Annotated in this window: 15 protein-coding genes; 5 read left to right on the top strand and 10 right to left on the bottom strand. The window is 68.1% G+C overall.

Going from position 1 to position 20,141, the window contains the following annotated elements; genetic code table 11:
* The first annotated feature begins 78 nt into the window (after nt 1-78).
* The 3 genes from DMH01_RS09740 to DMH01_RS09730 all read left to right on the top strand — a co-directional run bounded on the left by DMH01_RS09740 (nt 79) and on the right by DMH01_RS09730 (nt 3,906).
* Nucleotides 79-2,106, top strand: a complete 2,028-nt coding sequence (locus DMH01_RS09740) for an APC family permease (protein WP_125675255.1) — start codon at nt 79-81, stop codon at nt 2,104-2,106.
* Nucleotides 2,103-3,308 (top strand): class I SAM-dependent RNA methyltransferase, encoded by a 1,206-nt coding sequence (locus tag DMH01_RS09735; RefSeq protein ID WP_125675254.1) that lies wholly within the window; start codon nt 2,103-2,105, stop codon nt 3,306-3,308. Before DMH01_RS09740 ends, DMH01_RS09735 begins: the two co-directional genes overlap by 4 nt.
* Nucleotides 3,309-3,561: 253 nt before the next feature.
* Nucleotides 3,562-3,906 carry a hypothetical protein gene (locus DMH01_RS09730; RefSeq protein ID WP_233621463.1) on the top strand — a complete coding sequence of 115 codons (345 nt, stop codon included), beginning with the start codon at nt 3,562-3,564 and terminating at the stop codon, nt 3,904-3,906.
* 149 nt (nt 3,907-4,055) lie between these two features.
* Here DMH01_RS09730 and DMH01_RS09725 read toward each other — a convergent pair whose 3' ends face one another.
* The 4 genes from DMH01_RS09725 to DMH01_RS09710 form a co-directional block, all read right to left on the bottom strand.
* A complete protein-coding gene (locus DMH01_RS09725; RefSeq protein ID WP_125675250.1) occupies nt 4,056-4,598 on the bottom strand; it encodes a DUF1062 domain-containing protein in 543 nt (180 codons plus the stop codon).
* Nucleotides 4,599-4,832: 234 nt separating this feature from the next.
* The gene (locus DMH01_RS09720; RefSeq protein WP_125675248.1) at nt 4,833-6,386 is read right to left on the bottom strand and encodes a GMC family oxidoreductase; all 1,554 of its coding nucleotides are present in this window, start codon (nt 6,384-6,386) and stop codon (nt 4,833-4,835) included.
* Complete coding sequence (locus DMH01_RS09715; RefSeq protein WP_125675246.1) at nt 6,383-7,894, bottom strand: APC family permease; 1,512 nt, start codon at nt 7,892-7,894, stop codon at nt 6,383-6,385. The genes DMH01_RS09720 and DMH01_RS09715 overlap by 4 nt, the downstream gene beginning before the upstream one ends.
* Nucleotides 7,895-7,911: 17 nt before the next feature.
* Nucleotides 7,912-9,396: an aldehyde dehydrogenase family protein gene (locus tag DMH01_RS09710; RefSeq protein ID WP_125675244.1), complete on the bottom strand. Its 1,485-nt coding sequence runs from the start codon at nt 9,394-9,396 to the stop codon at nt 7,912-7,914.
* 216 nt (nt 9,397-9,612) lie between these two features.
* On the opposite strand from DMH01_RS09710, the gene dxs reads away from it, so the two are divergent.
* The gene (gene dxs, locus DMH01_RS09705; RefSeq protein WP_125675241.1) at nt 9,613-11,517 is read left to right on the top strand and encodes a 1-deoxy-D-xylulose-5-phosphate synthase; all 1,905 of its coding nucleotides are present in this window, start codon (nt 9,613-9,615) and stop codon (nt 11,515-11,517) included.
* Between the two features lie 69 nt (nt 11,518-11,586).
* Here the strand turns inward: dxs and DMH01_RS09700 are convergent, their stop codons facing one another.
* On the bottom strand, nt 11,587-12,111 hold the full coding sequence (locus DMH01_RS09700) for a TetR/AcrR family transcriptional regulator (RefSeq protein ID WP_125675239.1): 525 nt from the start codon (nt 12,109-12,111) through the stop codon (nt 11,587-11,589).
* A 92-nt stretch (nt 12,112-12,203) separates the two neighbouring features.
* Here DMH01_RS09700 and DMH01_RS09695 point away from each other — a divergent pair, with 92 nt between their 5' ends.
* Nucleotides 12,204-13,019: an oxidoreductase gene (locus tag DMH01_RS09695; RefSeq protein ID WP_125675237.1), complete on the top strand. Its 816-nt coding sequence runs from the start codon at nt 12,204-12,206 to the stop codon at nt 13,017-13,019.
* Nucleotides 13,020-13,161: 142 nt separating this feature from the next.
* On the opposite strand, the gene DMH01_RS09690 is transcribed toward DMH01_RS09695, so the two are convergent.
* Genes DMH01_RS09690 through DMH01_RS09670 form a run of 5 tightly spaced genes read right to left on the bottom strand, consistent with a single transcriptional unit; the run spans nt 13,162 to nt 20,104 of the window.
* Nucleotides 13,162-14,604: a cytosine permease gene (locus DMH01_RS09690; RefSeq protein WP_125675235.1), complete on the bottom strand. Its 1,443-nt coding sequence runs from the start codon at nt 14,602-14,604 to the stop codon at nt 13,162-13,164.
* A gap of 19 nt (nt 14,605-14,623) precedes the next feature.
* Nucleotides 14,624-16,030 (bottom strand): aminobutyraldehyde dehydrogenase, encoded by a 1,407-nt coding sequence (locus DMH01_RS09685; protein ID WP_125675233.1) that lies wholly within the window; start codon nt 16,028-16,030, stop codon nt 14,624-14,626.
* Complete coding sequence (locus DMH01_RS09680; protein WP_125675231.1) at nt 16,027-17,682, bottom strand: thiamine pyrophosphate-binding protein; 1,656 nt, start codon at nt 17,680-17,682, stop codon at nt 16,027-16,029. Before DMH01_RS09680 ends, DMH01_RS09685 begins: the two co-directional genes overlap by 4 nt.
* Nucleotides 17,679-18,632: an agmatinase gene (gene speB / locus DMH01_RS09675; protein ID WP_199745420.1), complete on the bottom strand. Its 954-nt coding sequence runs from the start codon at nt 18,630-18,632 to the stop codon at nt 17,679-17,681. The genes DMH01_RS09680 and speB overlap by 4 nt, the downstream gene beginning before the upstream one ends.
* A 20-nt stretch (nt 18,633-18,652) precedes the next feature.
* The gene (locus DMH01_RS09670) at nt 18,653-20,104 is read right to left on the bottom strand and encodes a sodium:solute symporter (protein ID WP_125675229.1); all 1,452 of its coding nucleotides are present in this window, start codon (nt 20,102-20,104) and stop codon (nt 18,653-18,655) included.
* Nucleotides 20,105-20,141: the final 37 nt, after the last annotated feature.

Raw genomic sequence — 20,141 nt, 5'->3', positions numbered from 1 at the left:
GGGCCGCCCGTTACCTCCACCATCCTCCCCTCCGCCACCCTCAACGGAGACGCGGTGCGTCACAGTTAGTCTTCCCAGGTGTCGAAGTTCCCGACCGTATTGAAGCGGCTCGTCCTCGGACGTCCATTCCGGAGTGACCGCCTCTCGCATACGCTCCTGCCGAAGCGCATCGCGCTGCCGATTTTCGCGTCCGACGCGTTGTCGAGCGTCGCCTACGCGCCTGAGGAGATCTTTCTGACCCTCAGCGTCGCCGGGTTGTCCGCGTACGCGTTCGCGCCGTGGATCGGCGTCGCCGTCGCGCTCGTCATGCTGGTCGTGGTCGCGTCCTACCGGCAGAACGTGCACGCCTATCCCAGCGGCGGCGGTGATTACGAAGTCGCCAACACCAATCTAGGCGGCAAATTCGGGCTCACCGTCGCCAGCGCGCTGCTGGTCGACTACGTGCTCACCGTGGCGGTGTCGACGTCGTCCGGCGTGGCGAACATCGGTTCCGCCATTCCCTGGGTGGCGCAGCACAAGGTGATCGCCGCGGTCATCATCGTGGTCGTGCTGACCGCGCTGAATCTGCGCGGAGTGCGCGAATCGGGCAAAGCGTTCGCGATCCCGACCTACGGATTCATCATCGGCATCCTCGGCATGGTGGTCTGGGGCCTGATCGAGGCGGCCTCCGGCGCCGACATGCGGGCCGAGAGCGCGGATTTCCAGCTGCACGAAGAAGCCTCTTTGACCGGTTTCGCCTTTTTCTTCCTGTTGTTGCGCACGTTCTCCTCCGGCGCGGCGGCGCTGACCGGGGTCGAGGCGATCAGCAACGGTGTCCCGGCGTTCCAGAAGCCGAAATCGAAGAACGCGGCGACCACCCTGCTGATGATGGGGGTGCTCGCGGTGACGATGCTGGTCGGCATCATCACGTTGGCGATCATCACCGACGTCAAATTCGCCGAGCACCCGGAAACGCAGCTCACCGGCACGCCGGCGGGTTACGAGCAGAAGACGATCGTCGCGCAGATCGCGCAGGCGGTGTTCGCCGACTTCACCCCCGCGTTCTATTACATCTCCTTCGCCACCGGCATCATCCTGCTGCTGGCCGCGAACACCGCGTTCAACGGCTTCCCGGTGCTCGGCTCGATCCTCGCGCAGGACCGCTACCTGCCGCGTCAGCTGCACACCCGGGGCGACCGGCTGGCCTTCTCCAACGGCATCCTGTTCCTGTCGGCGTTCGCGCTGGTGCTGATCATCGCGTTCGACGCCGAGGTCACGAAGCTCATCCAGCTCTACATCGTGGGTGTGTTCGTCTCCTTCACGATCAGCCAGGCGGGCATGATCCGGCACTGGAACCGGTTGCTGTCGAGGGAAACCGATCCGGTGGTGCGGCGGCGGATGCGCCGTTCGCAGACGGTCAACGCGATCGGCCTAACCATGACCGGCACCGTGCTGATCATCGTGCTGGTCACGAAGTTCCTGCTCGGCGCGTGGATCGCGATCGCGGCGATGGTGGCGATCTACATCCTGATGACCGCGATCCGGAAGCATTACGACCGGGTCGCGGAGGAATTGCGCGAGATGGACCGCAAGCCGACCGTATTGCCTTCGCGCAACCATGCGATCGTGCTGATTTCGAAACTGCACCTGCCCACGCTGCGCGCGCTCTCCTACGCCAAGGCCGTGCGGCCGGACGTCCTCGAAGCCGTCACGGTGAACGTCGACGACGTCGAGACCCGTAAACTCGTCCAGGAATGGGACGACCACAATTTCAAGGTGCCGCTGAAGGTGATCGAGTCGCCGTACCGCGAGATCACGAAGCCGGTGCTCGACTACGTGAAGCGTGTCCGCGGTGACAACCCGCGCAACGTGGTGACCGTGTTCATCCCCGAGTACGTGGTCGGGCACTGGTGGGAGCAGGTCCTGCACAACCAGAGCGCGCTGCGGCTCAAGGGCAGGCTGCTGTTCCAGCCCGGTGTCATGGTGACCAGCGTGCCGTGGCAGCTCGAATCGTCGGAAAAGGCGATCAAACGCGACCGGAAGGCACGTCCGGCGGCGGGCGACGTGCGGCGTGGATTCTCCCCGATCGTCAAGCAACCCGAAACGAAGAAGGACAAAGCAGAATGAGTGTGGACGCGTCGACCGGCACCTGGCTCGGACGAACGATCGAGCTGGAGGTCGGCGCGGTCGCGCACGGCGGGCACTGCGTCGCGCGGGCGGAGGGGCGGGTCGTGTTCGTGCGGCACGCGTTGCCCGGCGAGCGGGTCTTGGCCTCGGTGACAGAGGACAAGGGCGGGTCGTTCTGCCGGGCCGACGCCGTCGAGGTCCTGGAGGCGTCGCCGGAACGCGTCGAGCCGCCGTGCCCGCTCGCGGCGCCGGGGGAGTGCGGCGGCTGCGACTGGCAGCACGCCACGCCCGGACATCAGCGTGAACTCAAGGCCGCGGTGGTCGCGGAGCAGCTCAAGCGGCTGGCCGGGATCGAGCGCGACGTCGTCGTCGAGGCGCTCGACGGCGGACCGCTGGACTGGCGCAGCCGCGTCCGGCTCGTCGCGGGCAAGGACGGCAGGGCCGGTTTCCGGGCGCACCACAGTCACCGAGTGATCCCGATCGACGACTGCCCGATCACCGTCCCCGGCGCGCTCGACGACGTCGTGTCGCGGAAGTGGCGCCCGGGCAGCGAAATCGAGGTCACCAAGGACGGCGAGGGACACGTGCACCTTCGCGACCTGTCGACGGTCCACGGGAAGACCCGCTCGCGGCAGCTGGCCGGTGGTCTCGCCGTGCAGCACGCCGCCGGTCGTGACTGGCGCCTGGACGCCCACGGCTTCTGGCAGGTCCACCCGGCCGCCGCGGACACGCTGGCCGCCGTCGTCGCGGAATGGGCGGAGGCGCCGCGTGACGGCGTGGCATGGGACCTCTACGCGGGTGTCGGCCTCTTCGCGTCGGTGCTCGCCGAGCAGGTCGGCCCAGGTGGGCGTGTGCTGGCCATCGAGTCCGGCCGCCGTGCCGTCGCCGACGGCGAGGAGAACCTGGCCGACCTTCCGCAGGTCCGCTGGCGCTCCGGCCGCGTCGAACACCTGCTGGCCGATGCCCCGAAACCGGTCGACGTCGTCGTCCTCGACCCGCCGCGCAAGGGCGCGGGCAAGGCCGTCGTCGATTCCATTGTGGAGGGTTCGCCCGACCGGATCGTCTACGTGGCGTGCGACCCCGCCGCGCTGGCACGTGACATCGCGTTGTTCGCCGGGCACGGCTACGGCCTGGTGGACCTGCGCGCCTTCGACGCTTTCCCCATGACGCACCACGTCGAATGCGTTGCGTTGCTGCAATAATTCGGTATTTGTAATCCGTCGGAATGGACTGGCTTCGTTCACCTTGTCCGGGTGTCGAAGTGCTCGCTAACTTGAGGCTCGTCTTCACGAGGCAACGCGGATGCTTCGGGCGCTTTTTCATTCGACGCGAACGGATTCCGAATCATGGATTACCTTACTTCGGTATGCGGTGATTGTGACGGTAAAGGCTGTGCCGGCTGCGACGGGCACGGCACGATCACCATCGTGGAGGACTGACCACGTGGAACCGTCGATGCTTCCTCCCGGTGTCACGGCACAGGAGATCAGTTACCGGAACGGCCGGAAACAAGTCATCTACACGGCGCCCTATCCCTCGGAGGGGCCGGTGCTCGCGCGGGATCTGCTGGGCAGGCAAGCGTGGATGTTCATGTACGCCCATTTCGTTTTCACCTGGGTGGAAGGCGCGGTCCAGGTGCAGGTCAGCCACGGAACCTTGAACGGACCGAAGATGCCGCTGTGGAAGGGAGTCGGCATTTCCGGGCGCTGGTCGGGTCCGGCGCTGGCGGAATTCGGGCAGGCTTGGGCGCTGCAGCAGATGTCCGGAAATCGGGGCACTCCGGCCGTCGTTTCCATTTGACTTTCTCGGGGAGAAGGGGGCGGGTCGTGAGTGTTTTGGGTCGTTAGAACGACCCAAAACACTCACGACCACAGGTGCCGGTGGGCGGATGGCGGTTCGGTGCAGTTGCGGTGAGGGTCAGCCGTCCTTACCACTCACGAGACCCAACCTCAGCGTTTCAGCGTGAAAGTGAAGTCCCCGGAAACCTTCCCGGACAACCGCACCGCCGAAACCACCTTCCCTTCCTCGATCAGTCTCTCGACCTCGCCCCGCGAAAGACCGCACCCCTCGGCGATCAACCGCGCCGGCCGGACCGGGATCCGGGCCTCGAAGCGAACCGAGACGTCGCGAAAGTCCGGGTCACCCGAGGAGCCGGTGTCGAGGCGCCAGGCACCGTCCCAATCGAGGGCGATACGGTTCCGGCGCCGCACGGCAGGATCCTGGAGCAGTTCCGCCGCCAGGACGAGGTCGTTCTCGTGCAACCGGTTCAGCAGGTCCGGCCGCACGGAGCGCACGTTCACGCGTTCCAGGATCGTGAGCTTCGCGGTGTCCCCGCATCCGGCGCAGAGCACGAGAAGCCAGACGTCGAGGACTTTGTGATGGGCGTTGACGCGGAACTTGCCGTTCGCCCGGAAGCGCCCGGACGGGCAGACGTGGCAACGGCGGAGGACGACAGGCAGGCAGGTGGGTACGACCACCCAGTTTTCGAGCACAGGAATACACCCGTTCCAGTGAGAAATCCGCAGCAAAAGGAAGCGCGGCGCCCAGGGCGCGACGCGCGACGAAATCAGCGCTCGGGAGGTCTCACAGGGTGTACAACGGCAGGCCCTCCGGCTCGACGACGTGGTCCGGCAGCACGGTAATGGCCCGAGAGCGGGCCGCTCCACCGGTTTTCCGGGCAAAGCGAAGGCCCCCTCCGATCGAAGGGGGCCTCGCTCAAGCGAGCCTTAGGAGCGCGCGTCCTCCTTCAGCATGTCCGCGCACCGCTCACCGATCGCCATCGTCGTGATGCACGGGTTCACCGCGACCAGGAACGGCATCGCCGAACCGTCGGCGACCCGCAGGCCTTCGACACCCCGCACCCGCAGACGCGCGTCCAGCACGGCCATCGGGTCGCCGTCGCCGCCCATTTTCGCGGTGCACGCGGGGTGATAAACCGTGTTGTGCGTCTTGCGCAGGTAGTCCGCGATCTCGTCGTCGGTCTTGACGTCCTTGCCGGGCGCCAGTTCCGTGCCCGCCCATTCGTCCAGCGCGGGCTGCTCGGCGATCTTGCGCGCCAGCCTGATGCCGTAGGTCATCACGCGCATGTCGTGCTCGTCGGTGAAGTACCGCGGATCCACCTTCGGCTTGTCCCGGTAGTCGCGGCTGCGCAGCCGCACCGTCCCGGTCGACCGTGAACGGGTGACGTTCGGGGTCAGGCAGAAACCGTTCTCCGTGGTCGGATACCCCTGCCGGAGGGTGTTCATGTCGAACGGCACCGAGCCGTAGTGGAACATCAGGTCCGGCCGGTCGAGCCCTTCCTCGGTGGTGGTGAAGATGCCGATCTCCCACCATTGCGTGGACTCGGTCGTCATCGGCTGCAGCGCGTCCCACTGGATGACGCCTTCGGGGTGATCCTGCAGGTTCTCGCCGACGCCGGGGGAGTCCACCAACACGTCGACACCGACCTCGCGCAGATGCTCGGCGGGGCCGATTCCCGACAGCATCAGGAGTTTCGGGGTGTCGATCGCGCCGGAGGACAGGATGACCTCGCGCCGCGCCCGCAGCGGCACGCCGTGGATCAGGTCGTCGGCCAGGTATTCCGCGCCGGTGCAGCGTTTGCCGTCGAACAGCAGCCGCCGGACACGGGCGCCGGTGATGACCTCCAGATTCGGCCGTTCGCCGATGATCGGGTGCAGATACGACACCGACGCCGACGAGCGGGTGCCGTCCTCGCGCGCGTTGATCTGGAACCAGTTCGCCCCGTGCGTCACGGTCTTGCCCGAGTTGAACTCGGTCCTCGGGATGCCCGCCTGCTCACAGGCCTGCAGCAGCGCGACGCCGGTCGGGTCGTTCGGCGGCACCGAGCGGATGGTCACCGGGCCGGAGCGGCCGTGGTGGTCGCCGGGGCCGTCGTTGGTCTCGAGCCGCTTGTACAGCGGGAAAATATCCTTCGAAGACCAGCCGGGCAGGCCGAGCGACGCCCATTCGTCGAGGTCTTCGGCCGGCGCCCAGAACGCGATGCACGAGTTGTGCGACGAGCAGCCGCCGAGCACCCGCGCGCGGGCGTGGCGCAGGAAGGAGTTGCCGGCCTCCTGCGGTTCGACCAGGTAGTCCCAGTCGTAGCCGGATTCCAGCAGCGCCATCCACTTCGTCAGTTCCAGCACCGCCGGATCGTCCACATCGGACGGTCCGGCTTCGAGGAGCGCCACGGTGACGTCCGGGTCTTCCGAGAGTCTCGCCGCGACCACCGAACCCGCCGTCCCGCCGCCGACGACGATGTAGTCGAACTCTCCGGTCACTGTGCTGCCTCCTCGGGAAGTGCTTCCGCGGCGTGATCGGCCAGGACGCCGCTCTTGTGCCGCAGGACGAACCAGTAATACGCGAAACCGACGACCGCCACCGCGCCGACGAACAGCACGGCCCCCCATTCGAGGTACCAGTGATACGGCTCGGTCGCGTTGTAGACCTCGCGGCGCGGCCACGCCAGGTTCACCACGATCGCGCCGCCCCACAGCACGCCGAGGATGTTGACCGGCAGCCCCAGTTTGCCGAGCGAGAAGTACTTGGTGCCCTCCACCTTCGGCGGCGGCCACTGCCCGCGGAAGCGTTTGACCAGCATCGGAACGGTGACCAGCAGATACGCCAGGTAGATCATGATGATGCCGATACTGGTGATCACCGTGAAGATCTGCGGCTGGCCGACGTTGACCACCAGGATCAGGACCGCGATGACGCCGGACACGATCGCGGGGATCACGGGCGTCTTGGTCTTCGGTGACACCCGTGCCAGATGCTTCCCGGCGGGCAGGTTGTTGTCGCGGCCCATCGCGAACATCATCCGGATCGCCGCCGACTGCACGGCCAGGTTGCACACGGTGATCGCGATGACGACCGCCAGCAGGAAGATCGTGCCGATCGTGCTGCCGAGGACGTCGAGCACGATGAACTGGAGCCCGCCGGTCGCGATCTCCGGGTTGTTGATGTCGCCGACGGCCATCAGCGCGAGGATCAGGATGAGCCCGCCGATGACGAACGACGCGATCAGCGCGCGCAGGATCGCCTTGGGCGCGTTCTTGCGCGGGTCGTGGGACTCCTCGCCGAGCGAGCTGGCGGTGTCGAAGCCGTACATGACGTAGGTCGACGCGAGCGACGCGACCAGGAACGCCCCGAAATAGCCCCACGGCTGGTCGGCGCCGGTGTTGTTCGTCTGCATGACGACCTCGGGCCCCCGCGTGATGTTCACCGCGAGCGCGACGATCAGCAGGACCGCGGCGATCAGTTCGATGAACACGCCGGCGCTGTTGATCCGCGCCATCAGCTTGACGCCCCAGGCGTTCACCAGCGTGGTGAACAGGATCAGGACGGTGCCGAGGATGACCGCGTTCACCGCGCTGTCCCCGGAGAAGGAGAAGAACGACGAGATCTGCGGGAGCGTGATCTGATACGCCAGCGCGACCGCGGCGATGCTGACGATCGACGCGGTCAGCATCATCCACCCGGCCATCCAGGCGACATGCGGGCTGCCGAGCCGTTTCGACCAGTTGTAGATCGACCCGGCGACCGGATAGTGCGCGGCCAGTTCGGCGAACGACAGCGCCACCATCAGCTGGCCGACGAACACCATCGGCCACGACCACCAGTAGGCCGGCCCGCCGAAGCTGAAGCCGAAGTAGAACAGCTGGAAGGTCCCCGTCAGGATCGAGATGTAGCTGATCCCGGCGGCGAAGGTGTGGAAATTGCCGAGCGTTCTTTCGAGTTCCTGTTTGTAGCCGAAACCGGCGAGGCCGTCGTCGGAAGGATTGCTCATCGGCAATTTTCCCCTCTTTAGTTGGACGCGGGCTCCCCGGAGAACCAGCGCTGTGGAGCGGGCCGGAGGTTCTGGTAGATGTGCTTCGCCTCCGTGTACTCGGCGAGTCCGGTCGGGCCGAGTTCGCGCCCGAAGCCGGACTGCTTGTAGCCGCCCCATTCCGCCTGCGGCAGATACGGGTGGAAGTCGTTGATCCAGATCGTGCCGTGCCGCAGCCGGTTCGCGACCCGCTGCGCGCGGGAGGCGTCCGAGGTGAACACCGCGCCCGCGAGGCCGTAGTGCGTGTCGTTGGCGATGCGGACGGCGTCGTCCTCGTCGGTGAAGGTCTCGACGGTGAGCACGGGGCCGAACGATTCGTCGACGACGGCGCTGCTGCCCTGCTTCACGTTGTCGAGGATGGTCGGCAGGTAGTAGTGCCCCTTCGCGAGCTCGCGATCGTCGGGGCGTTTGCCGCCGGTGCGCAGGACGGCGCCCTCTTCCAGTGCCGCGGCGACGTAGCGTTCGATCTTTTCCAAATGGGCGGCCGAGATCAGCGGACCGGTTTCAGCCTTCGGGTCGAAAGGTCCACCCAGTCGGATCAGTTCGGCGCGGCGGACGAGTTCGTCGACGAACCTGTCGTGCCACTCCTCCTGGACGATCAGCCGCGCACCCGCCGAGCAGACCTGCCCGGAGTGCAGGAACACCGCGGTCAGCGCGTAGTCGACGGCGGTCTCGAAGTCCGAGTCGGCGAAGACGACGTTCGGGTTCTTGCCGCCCAGCTCCAGTGCGACCTTCTTGATGGTCGCGGCGGCGGAGGCGGCGATGATCTTGCCGGTCGCGAGGCCGCCGGTGAACGAGACGAGATCGACATCCGGATGCTCCGAAAGAGGCGCCCCGGCCTGTGCGCCCGCCCCGAGCACCAGGTTCGCGACGCCGCCGGGCAGCCCGGCCTCGGTCAGCAGCTTCATCAGCATGATCGAGGTGTGCGGGGTCAGTTCGCTGGGCTTGAGGACGAAGGTGTTGCCCGCCGCGAGCGCGGGGGCGACCTTCCAGCTGGTCTGCAGGAGCGGATAGTTCCACGGCGTGATCAGCCCGCAGACGCCGACCGGCTCGTGCACGATCCGGCTGAACGCGTCCGGGTTTCCGGTGTCGACCACGCGGCCGGCGTCGTTCGCGGCGAGCTTGCCGAAATAGCGCAGGCACGCGGCGATGTCGGCCATGTCGTATTCGCTCTCGACCAGCCGTTTCCCGGTGTCGAGCGACTCGGCGCGGGCGAAGGCCGCGGCGTCCCGGTCGAGCAGGTCGGCGGCCTTCAGCAGCAGGTCACCGCGCTGAGGAGCGGGCGTTTGCGGCCACGGGCCGGTGTCGAACGCCTTCCTCGCGGCGGCGATGGCCGCTTCGGTGTCTTCACGGGTGCCTTCGGCGACTTCCGCGACCAGCGACCCGTCCGCGGGGCAGCGGATCTCCCGGCGACCACCGCCGACCGCGTCGACCCACTCGCCACCGATGAAAAAGTCCGCCATCAAGCCCTCCGAACCGGCTTCTGCTCAACCGTCGATCAGCGATTATTACGGCCACCCGACGTGACCGCTACTTGGCAAAAGAGACCATGTTCACACCGTCGGGTGTTGAGTGGTGATTTTCTGACATGTGACCCGTGACGCGGCGGACGGAAGACTCTCAGGCGGCCTCCGTAGACTGGTCGGAACGGCGGAAGAGGAACCAGGCGAGGTGGGAGAGTGACGTTGCTCGAGTCCGTGCACGGACCGGCCGACTTGAAGCGGATGAGCCAGGAACAGCTCGGTGAGCTGGCCGCGGAGATCCGGGACTTCCTCGTCGAAAAGGTGCGGCTCGCCGGTGGTCACCTCGGCCCGAACCTGGGTGTGGTCGAGCTGACCATGGCGCTGCACCGGGTCTTCGACTCGCCGGACGACGCCATCGTGTGGGACGTCGGTCACCAGGCGTACGTGCACAAGATCGTCACCGGTCGTCACGACGGCTTCGGCAAGCTGCGCCAGCTCGGCGGCCTCACCGGCTACCCGGCGCGCTGCGAGAGCGAGCACGACCTCGTCGAGAACAGCCACGCGTCGACCGCGTTGTCCTATGTGGACGGTCTGGCGAAGGCGTTCGAACTCGGCGGTGGCGGCAGGCACGCGATCGCCGTCGTCGGCGACGGCGCGCTGACCGGCGGCATGTGCTGGGAGGCGCTCAACAACATCGCCGCGAACCCGCGCCGCCCGGTCGTCATCGTCATCAACGACAACGGCCGCTCGTACTCGCCGACCATCGGCGGCGTCGCGGACCACCTCGCGTCGCTGCGGCTCAAGCCGGGCTACGAGCGCGTGCTGGACCGCGGCAAGGAACTGCTGCGGCACACGCCCGTCGTCGGCAAGCCGATCTACGCGGCGCTGCACGCGGCGAAGGCGGGCCTGAAGGACGCGCTGAGCCCGCAGATGATGTTCTCCGACCTCGGCCTCAAGTACCTCGGCCCGGTCGACGGGCACGACCTCGTCGCGCTGGAGAAGGCGTTCCAGAGCGCCCGCGACTTCGGCGGCGCCGTCATCGTCCACGTGGTCACCGAAAAGGGGCACGGGTACGAGCCCGCGGTGACCAACCAGGCCGACCAGATGCACCAGACCGACCCGATCGACCCGGAAACCGGCCTGCCGCCGGTCAAGGGCCCGAGCTGGACCGGGGTCTTCGCCGACGAGCTGGTGAAGATCGGCGCCGACCGCGAGGACGTCGTCGCGATCACCGCGGCCATGCTGCGCTCGACCGGGCTGCACAAGTTCGCCGAGGCGTACCCGGACCGCTGGTACGACGTCGGGATCGCCGAGCAGCACGCGGTGACCTCGGCCGCCGGGCTCGCGATGGGCGGCAAGCACCCCGTCGTCGCGGTCTACTCGACCTTCCTGAACCGGGCGTTCGACCAGGTCCTGATGGACGTCGCGCTGCACCGCCAGCCGGTGACGCTGGTGCTGGACCGGGCGGGTATCACCGGGCCGGACGGGCCGAGCCACCACGGCATGTGGGACCTTTCGCTGCTGGGCATGGTGCCGGGCATGCGGGTCGCCGCGCCGCGTGACGCCGGAACGCTGCGCGAGGAACTGCGCGAGGCGGTCGCGGTCGAGGACGGGCCGACGGCGCTGCGGTTCTCCAAGGGCGGCGTGATCGACTCGGTGCCCGCCGTGGAACGCGTCGGCACCGTGGACGTGCTGCGCAAACCCGCCGGTGAAGCCGACGTCCTGCTCGTCGCGGTGGGCGCGTTCGCGCTGCTCGGGCTCGCCGCCGCCGACCGGCTGGCCGATCAGGGCATCGGCGTGACCGTCGTGGACCCGCGCTGGGTAGTCCCGGCGCCTGCCGAACTGGTGGCGCTGGCCGAGCAGCACAAGCTCGTCGTGACCGTCGAGGACAGCGGGCGGCACGGTGGCTTCGGCTCCGCGCTGGCCGCGCTGTTCCGCGACGCCGAATGCGATGTGCCGCTGCGCGATCTCGCGGTGCCGCAGGTGTTCCACGACCACGGTTCGCGCGAGGAGGTGCTGGCCCGCGTCGGACTCACCGCGCAGGACGTGGCGCGGCGGGTGACCGAGTGGTCGGCGAAGCTGGCGAGCCGGACTCCGGCGCCGGAGGACACGCACCGCTGAAGGGGCCCTTCCCCGCATAGGACGCGGTGAAGGGAGCTTTCCTCGCATGGCATGCGGGGAAAGTCCCCTTCAGCCCACGATCCGGCCGACCGCGCGGACGACGAGGTCGCGGGTCGCGGTGGGGGAGGAGAACCCGAGGATCGACAGGTGCACGACGAGGCTCAGCAACTCCTCGGCGTCGAAGTGGTCCGGCACGGCGCCCGCCCGTTGCGCCTCCCGGATCGCGGCGACCTTGTCCGCGTGCGCCCGGATCTCGGCCTCGGGCATCGCGTCGAAGCCGTTCTCCAGGCGAAGCCAGCCCATCAGCCGGAGGAGCTGGGGGTGTTCGAGGTAGCGGTCGAACAGCTTTCCCGCGTAACCGGGAAGGTCTTCGGGGGTGATCGTGAGGGTCCGGATGGCGAGGTCCACCTGTTCCTGGACGACCATCTCGAACAGATGCTCCTTGCTGCAGAAATAGGCGTAGATCAGCGCTTTGTTGGCGCCGGCGTTCTTCGCGATGCGATCCACCCTGGCGCCGGCGATGCCGTACGTCGCGAACTCGGCCGTCGCCGCGTCCAGCAGCTTCCGCTTGGTCGCTTCCTTGTCCCTGACCATGTGACCCACTCTAACTAACTGGTTGGTTGACAGCTAGCCCGGGCTCATGGCAGCCTGAATTGGCAACCAACCGGTTAGTTAGGAGATGGGTCATGAAGGTCGCACTGGTCACGGGCGCTTCCGCGGGTATCGGCGAGGCCACGGCGCTCGCACTGCAAGACGCCGGCTACACGGTTTACGGCGCCGCGAGGCGCGTCGAGCGGATGGCGGGGCTGGCCGAACGCGGCATCAAGGTCCTCGAGATGGACGTCACCGACGACGCGTCGATGGTCGCGGGCGTCGAGCGGATCATCGAGGAGTCCGGCCGCATCGACGTCCTGGTCAACAACGCGGGCTACGGCTCGTACGGCGCTTTCGAGGATGTGCCGCTCTCGGAAGGGAAGTACCAGTTCGAGGTCAACGTGTTCGGGCTCGCGCGGCTCGTCCAGCTGACCACGCCGCATATGCGTGCCCAAGGTTCCGGCAAGATCGTGAACATCTCGTCGATCGGCGGCAAGATCTACGAACCGCTCGGCGGCTGGTACCACTCGACCAAGTTCGCGGTCGAAGGCCTCAGCGACTCACTGCGGCTGGAGCTCAAACCGTTCGGCATCGACGTCGTGGTGGTCGAACCCGGCGCCATCAAGACCGAATGGGGCGGCATCGCCATCGAGAACCTGATGAAGACCTCGGGCGACACCGCCTACGCGCCGCAGGCCAAGGCGCTGGCGAAGTTCTTCGACCAGGCCGCGCGCGGTTCCCACCCGAAGGTGATCGCCGACGTGATCCTGAAGGCCGTCCGGGCCCGGCGCCCGAAGACCCGCTACGCCGCGGGGTTCGGGGCGAAGCCGATCCTGTTCGTGCGCCGGGTGCTCCCGGACCGTGCCTTCGACGCGATGTTCCTCGGGGCGCTGCGCCGCTTCGCCTAGACGGTGCCACTCAAAGCGCGCTTTCGGATTCGCGTAGCCGAGCCTCCGGCCCGCCTCCGCAAATCCGAGGCCTTCGGCCGAAAAGAAACGCGCGCGCGTGCCCTCGCCCGACGTGTCGACCTGGCGGTTCGGGCGACACGTCCTAAACGGCGACGGCCGGTTCCGCGACGGGCTCCGCGTACGAGTAGACCTCCCGCGGCTCGGGGAAGAGCTTCACCAGCACGGGGTACGCGATCGCCGCCGTGCACAGCGTCACCACCATGCTGATGTCGACGCCGCCCGCGATGTCCTTGAACGGCCCGGCGATCATCGGGGTGTTGGCGGTCAGCAGGCCCAGCGTCGTCGCCGGGATCCACGCGGCCATCGCGCGCCAGTTCACCCCGCGGGTGAACCAGTAGCGCCCGCCCTTGCGGCCCTGGTTGAACACCTGGAGGTCGTCCGGGTCGTAGAACCCGCGCCGCAGCACGAAACCGATCATCATGATCACCATCCACGGCGAGGTGCACAGCACGATCAGCGTCGCGAAGGCGTTGATGCTGGAGACCATGTCCAGCACGAAATTGCCGACGAAGATGAACACGACACTGAGCGAGCCGATCAGCAGGGTCGCCTGCACCCGGCTCAGCTTCACGAAGATCGAGCTGAAGTCCAGGCCGGTCCCGTAGAGCGACGTCGTCCCGGTGGACAGGCCGCCGATCAGCGCGACCACGATCAGCGGGATCGCGTACCAGAGCGGGGAGATCGCGGTCAGGCCGGTGATGTAGTCGGCCGGATCCGCGACCAGTGTCGCGGTGGCGATGCCGAACCCGAACGGCAGCAGCGTCGCCACCTGCGCCAGGAACGGCGCGGCCAACAGGGAACGGCGGCTGTGGCGCGCGGGGATGTAGCGCGTCCAGTCGCCGAGGAAGGCGCCGAACGAGATCGGGTTCGCCATCGTGGTGAGCGCGGCGAGGATCCAGGTCGGCCAGAAGTCGCCGAGCGCGTAGGTGCCGGTGCCGGCGAAACCGGGGTCGAACGTGCCGCCGTAGGCCACGAGCCCGAGCAGCATGATCGCCGTGCCCAGCACCACCGCGACCCGGTTCACCAGCAGCATGAACCGGTAGCCGTAGATGCACACCACCAGCGTGGCGATCGCGATGACGCCGTACGCGACACCGCGGAGCACTTCGCCGCCGTCGAAGCCGAAAAGCCGTTGTGCCGCACCGGCGACGGCGTCGCCACTCACCCAGACCGAGATGGCGAAGAACGTGATCGCCGTCAGCAGGGAGAGGAAGGAGCCGACACAACGGCCGACGACGCCGAAGTGCGCGCCGGAGGAGACGGCGTTGTTGGTCCGGGTGAGCGGGCCGAACAACGACATCGGCGAGAGCACCAGCGCGCCGACGACCACACCCGCGACGGTGGCCGCGACCGCCGCCCAGAAGCTCAGGCCGAAGGCGATCGGGAGCGTTCCGAGGATGATGGTGGCGAAGGTGTTCGCGCCGCCGAACGCCATCCGGAACAGGTCGCGCGGGCGCGAGGTCTGTTCCTCCGGCGGGATCGGCGCGATGCCGTGCTGCTCGACTTCGGTGACCTTGTCACCCATGGGGACCTCCGGGACGGCTTCAGGCGAAGCGGGTCATGACGTGCTTGACGCGGGTGTACTCGGCGAAGGAGTAGGACGAGAGGTCCTTCCCGTGGCCCGAGTGCCCGAAGCCGCCATGGGGCATTTCCGAGACCAGCGGCCCGTGGGTGTTGACCCAGACGCAGCCGAAGTCGAGTTCGCCCGAAACGCGGGTCGCGCGTGACAGGTCGTTGGTCCAGATCGACGACGCGAGCCCGTACGGGACGCCGTTGGCCAGGCGCACCGCCTCGTCCTCGTCCATAAAGGACTGGACGGTGATCACCGGGCCGAAGACCTCCTCCCGCACGATCTCGTCGTCCTGCTTCAGGCCCGAGATCACGGTGGGGGAGAAGAAGAAACCGCGGTCACCGGCGGGCGCTCCGCCGGTCTCCACACGAGCGTGTGACGGCAGCCGCTCGACGAGACCGCGCACCCGCCCGAACTGCGCTTCGCTGTTGAGCGGGCCGAAATCCTCGCCGGGCGTCTGCGCGGCGGCGGCCTTGGCCAGCTCCGCGACGAACTCGTCGTGGATCGCCGCGTCCACCAGCACCCGGCTGCCGGCCGTGCAGTCCTGCCCGGCGTTGTAGAACGCCGCCCCGACGATGCCCTCGGCCGTTTCGGCGAGGTTCACGTCGCCGAAGACCAGCAAGGGCGCGTTGCCGCCGAGTTCGAGGTGCGTGCGTTTCAGATCGGCCGCCGCGACGGTGGCGACGTCGATCCCGGCGCGGGTCGAGCCGGTGATCGACACCAGTTCGGTGATCGGGTGCTTCACCAGCGCACGGCCGGTGTCGCGGTCGCCGCACAGCACGTTGAAGGCGCCTTGCGGAAGGAACTCCGACGCCACCTTCGCCAGCAGCACAGCCGTCGACGGCGTGGTCTCCGCGGGCTTCAGCACGACGGTGTTGCCCGCGGCCAGCGCCGGGGCGATCTTCCAGACGCCCATCATCAGCGGGTAGTTCCAAGGTGCGATCTGCGCGCAGACGCCGACCGGCTCGCGACGGATCGCGGACGTGTGCCCCGGCAGGTACTCGCCGGACGCCGTGCCTTCGAGCTGCCGCGCCGCGCCGGCGAAGAACCGCAGCGCGCTGACGCATTCCGGGATTTCCTCGTCCAGCACGACGGACCGGATCTTGCCGGTCTCGCGGATTTCGAGGTCGGCGAACTCCTTCGCGCGGGATTCCAGCGCGTCGGCGATCTTCAGTAGCGCGAGCTGCCGCTGGGCGGGGGTGCTCTTGCGCCACACCTTGAACGCCCGCTCGGCGGCGGCCAGCGCGCTGTCCACATCGGACTGTTCGGAAAGGACGCTGGTGCCGAAGGCCTCGCCGGTGGCGGGGTCGACCAGGTCGAGCGTCCGCGAGCCCGACGCCGGCACCTCGGCGCCGTCGACGAAATTCAGGACCTGAGTCATTTCTTCTCCAGGTGGGTCGGCTCGAACATCTTCAGGAGGGCGGGGAGGACGACCACCGACGGGCCGGGCGTGCCCAGCGCGTCGGCAAGGTCCTTCCCGATGGTGTCCAAAGAGGACACGGTGGCATCGACGCCGAAAGACCTTGCCAGCGCTGCGAAATCGGGCCGCGCGAGTTCGGTGGCCGTGGACTGGCCGAACGCGCCGGTCAGGTACTCGCGCAGGATGCCGTAGCCGCCGTCGTCGATGACGAGCCACGTGACGTCCAGCCCGTGCTGGACCGCCGTGGCCAGTTCCGCGATGCCGTACATCGCGCCGCCGTCACCGGAGACCGCGAGCGTCGGGCCGCCGGTCGCCGCCGCGCCGCCGAGCGCGCCGGGCAGGCCGTAGCCGAGCCCGCCCGCCCCTTGCGCGGTGTGGATCGGCGCGCCCTCGGGGTTCCATGCCGACCAGGCCCAGTAGGCCGCGATCGTCATGTCCCAGAACGTCTGTGTGCCTTCGGGGATCGCGGCGCGGATGTCGTCGATCAGCTTGCGCTCGGTTTCGAGTGCCTGGCCGTCAAGCCGGAGACGTACCTTCGCCAGCAGTTCGGCCACCGCCTTTTCCGCGACGCCGTTGCTCTGGCGGAACGGTACCTGCTCCAGAAGTCCTTGCAGGGCAAGGCGGACGTCGGCGTGGATGCCCAGCGCCGGGTAGTTCGACTCCAGTTTCCCCAGGTCGGCCTCGACCTGGATCACCCGGCCGCGCGGGGCGAATTCGCGGTAGTTGCTGGACAGCTCGCCGAGCCCGGAACCCAGTACCAGCAGCACATCCGCGGCCGAGAGGAACTCGGTGCTGTGCCAGTCTTCGAGCCACGACCGGCCGGACAGTTCGTGGTCCCAGCCGAAGACGCCCTTGCCACCGAACGTCGACAGCACCGGCGCGCGCAGTGCCTCCGCGAGTGCCTTCACCTCCGCCTGCGCGCCCGAGCGCAGGGCGCCGCCACCGGCGAGGATCACCGGATTCTTCGCCGCGCCAAGGAGATTCGCCGCTTCGGTGACGAGTTCCGGCAACGGTTCGAGCGGTGCGGGCCGTGCCGTCACCGATGTGATCCGCGGCAGATCCGCCGGTGCCAGCAGGATGTCCTGCGGGATCTCGACCCACACCGGGCCGTACGGCGCGGTCGCCGCCGATTCCCAGGCTTCGCGCAACGCCGTCGGGATCTGGCTGACGGTGCGCACCACGTGCACCGACTTCACCACATCGCGGAAACTGGCCTGCTGATCGGGCAGTTCGTGCAGGTATCCGTGCCGTCCGCCACCGAGCCCGGCCACCGGGATCTGGCTGGAGATGCCGAGCACCGGGACCGACGCCGCCCGGGATTCCTGCAGTGAAGCCAAAGTCAGCAGCGCGCCGGGGCCGGTCGACACGATCATCGGGGTCACCGGGACCGGGCCTTCGGGATCCGCCGCGAGCCGGGCACGGGCGTGCCCGTCGGCCGCGAACGCCAGGTTGTTCTCCACCCGCGAGCTGACGACGCGCAGATCGTCCGTGCGCCGCAGCGCTTCGAACAGGCCGAGCGCGTGCTGGCCCGGCAGGCCGAACACGGTGTCCGCGCCGAGCGCGTGCAGGGTTTCGACGACCACGTCGCCGCCTATTCGTCCGGTGCTGGTCATGCGCCCTTCCCCAAACTGAGCAGGCTCACCAGGTCGTAGGCGACGTGGGAAGCCGCGATGGCGGTGATCTCGGCATGATCGTAAGCCGGGGCCAGCTCCACCACATCGGCTCCGACGAGGTTGCAGTCCCGCAGCCCGCGCAGGATCTCCAGCAGTTCGCGGCTGGTCATGCCGCCCGCTTCGGGGGTCCCGGTGCCCGGCGCGTGCGCCGGGTCGAGCACGTCGATGTCGACCGAGATGTAGAGCGGGCGGCCGCCGATACGCTGGCGCAGCGCGTCGACGGTCTCGGCGACCCCGCGGCGCATGACGTCGCCGGAGGTGACGATGCCGAATCCGAGGCGGCGGTCCTCTTCCAGATCCCGCTTGCCGTACAGCGGGCCGCGCGTGCCGACGTGGGACAGCGCTTCGGTGTCGAGGAGGCCTTCCTCGGACGCCCGCCGGAACGGGGTGCCGTGCGTGTACGGCTCGCCGAAGTAGGTGTCCCAGGTGTCGAGGTGCGCGTCGAAGTGCAGCAGTGCCACCGGTCCGTGCTTCTTCGCCGCCGCCCGCAGCAGCGGCAGCGCGATCGTGTGGTCGCCGCCGACGGTCACCAGCCGCGTCCCGCCCGCGGTCAGCGCCTCGGCCTCGCTCTGCAGGGTCTCGATCGCCTCGCCGATGTTGAACGGGTTGAGCGCGATGTCGCCGGCGTCGACCACCTGCGTCGCGGCGAACGGGGAAACGTCGAGTTCCGGGTGGTACGGGCGAAGGAGCCGGCTGGCCTCACGGAGCGCCGCGGGGCCGAACCGCGCGCCGGGCCGGTAGGACACCCCGGCGTCGAACGGCACCCCGACGACGGCGACGTCGGCATGCTCGACCTGATCGATCCGTGGCAGCCTCGCGAAGGTCGCGAAACCGGCGAACCGGGGCACCCTCGAAGAGTCGACGGGTCCGATCGGGGTCTGCTCAGGCACTGTGTCTCCTTCGAATGGTTTCAGGACTGCGAAGCGGCGAGTTTCGCCTCTTCTTCTTCGGCGGCCGCGCTGCCGTTCAGGCGGCGGGTCCACACGGTGAGGATCTCGTCCGAGGTACGCGGGGTGAGGAAGCTGACCAGCAGGTACACCGCGAGGCTGGACCCGAGGCCCCAGTAGATCGGGCTGTTGGCCTCGACGCCGTCGACGAACATGAACGTGATGACCACGACGGTGCCGACGACCATCGACGCGAGCGCGCCCTGGCGGGTGCCGCGTTTCCAGGCCAGCCCGCCGATGATCGCGACCAGCAGGCCGCCGACGAGGATGTCGTAAGCGATGGTCAGCGCGTTGACGACGTCGTCCACGACCATCGCGATCCCGATCGCGACGATGCCGAGGACCAGCGTGGTGACCCGGTTCCTCGCGACCTCGTCCGCCGCTTTCTTGAGGCCCAGCTTGGAAAGCAGGTCCGAGGTGCTGACCGTCGAGCACGCGATGAGCGCGCCGCTCGCGGTCGACATCATCGCCGAGAGCGCCGCGGCGAGCACCAGGCCGCGGACCCCGGCGGGCAGCTGGTCCTCGACGATGGTCGCGAACGCGTCCTGCGCGCTGGCGAGGTTCGGGTACAGCGTCTTGGCCGCGGTGCCGATCAGCGCGCCGGCGAGCCCGTAGACCAGGCAGTAGACGCCGGAGATGACGCCGCCGCCGGTCGCGATGCCCGGCGTCCTCGCGGTGAACACGCGCTGCCAGATGTCCTGGCCGATCAGCAGGCCGAAGCTGTAGATGAGGAAGTAGGTGAAGATCGTGTCTCCGCCGATGGCGGTCAGTTCGAAGTAGCTCTCGTCCAGCCGCGCGGCCATCCCGTCGAAACCGCCCGCCGAGACGATCGAGACCGGCAGCAGGATCAGCAGGATGCCGATGGTCTTGATGACGAACTGGACGATGTCGGTCAGCGTGATCGACCACATGCCGCCCAGTACCGAGTAGAGCACCACGATCGACCCGCCGATGGCGATCCCCGCCCAGCTCGGGACGTTGAACAGGACCTTGAAGATGGTGGCGAACGCCAGCGTCGAGGTGACGGTCAGCATCAGCGTGTAGCCCCACATCACGACACCCGAGATGGTGCTGGTGGAGCCGCCGTAGCGGAGGTCGAGCATCTCGCCGACGGTGTAGACGCGCAGTTTCACCAGCCGCCGCGCGAACAGCGTGTGGAGGACCAGGATGCCGACGCCGATCGCGATCACGAGCCAAGCGCCGGAGATGCCGTAGGTGTAGCCGAGCTTCACCCCGCCGACCGTCGAAGCGCCGCCGAGGACGACCGCGGACATCGTGCCCGAGTACATGAACCAGCCGAGGCGGCGGCCCGCGACGAGATAGTCGGATTTGGTCTTCGCGAGCCGCAGCCCGAACCAGCCGACCCCGATCATGCCCGCTATGTAGAGCGCGATCACCGCGTAGTCACCGGCCACGGTGTCCTCCTTGACTTGGGGCTGTTCGCTTCGTTCG

The organism is Amycolatopsis sp. WAC 04182 (assembly GCF_003947465.1).
GTDB lineage: Bacteria > Actinomycetota > Actinomycetes > Mycobacteriales > Pseudonocardiaceae > Amycolatopsis.
Note: the sequence above shows the minus strand (reverse complement) of the source record. Positions and strands in the feature narration are given on the sequence as shown.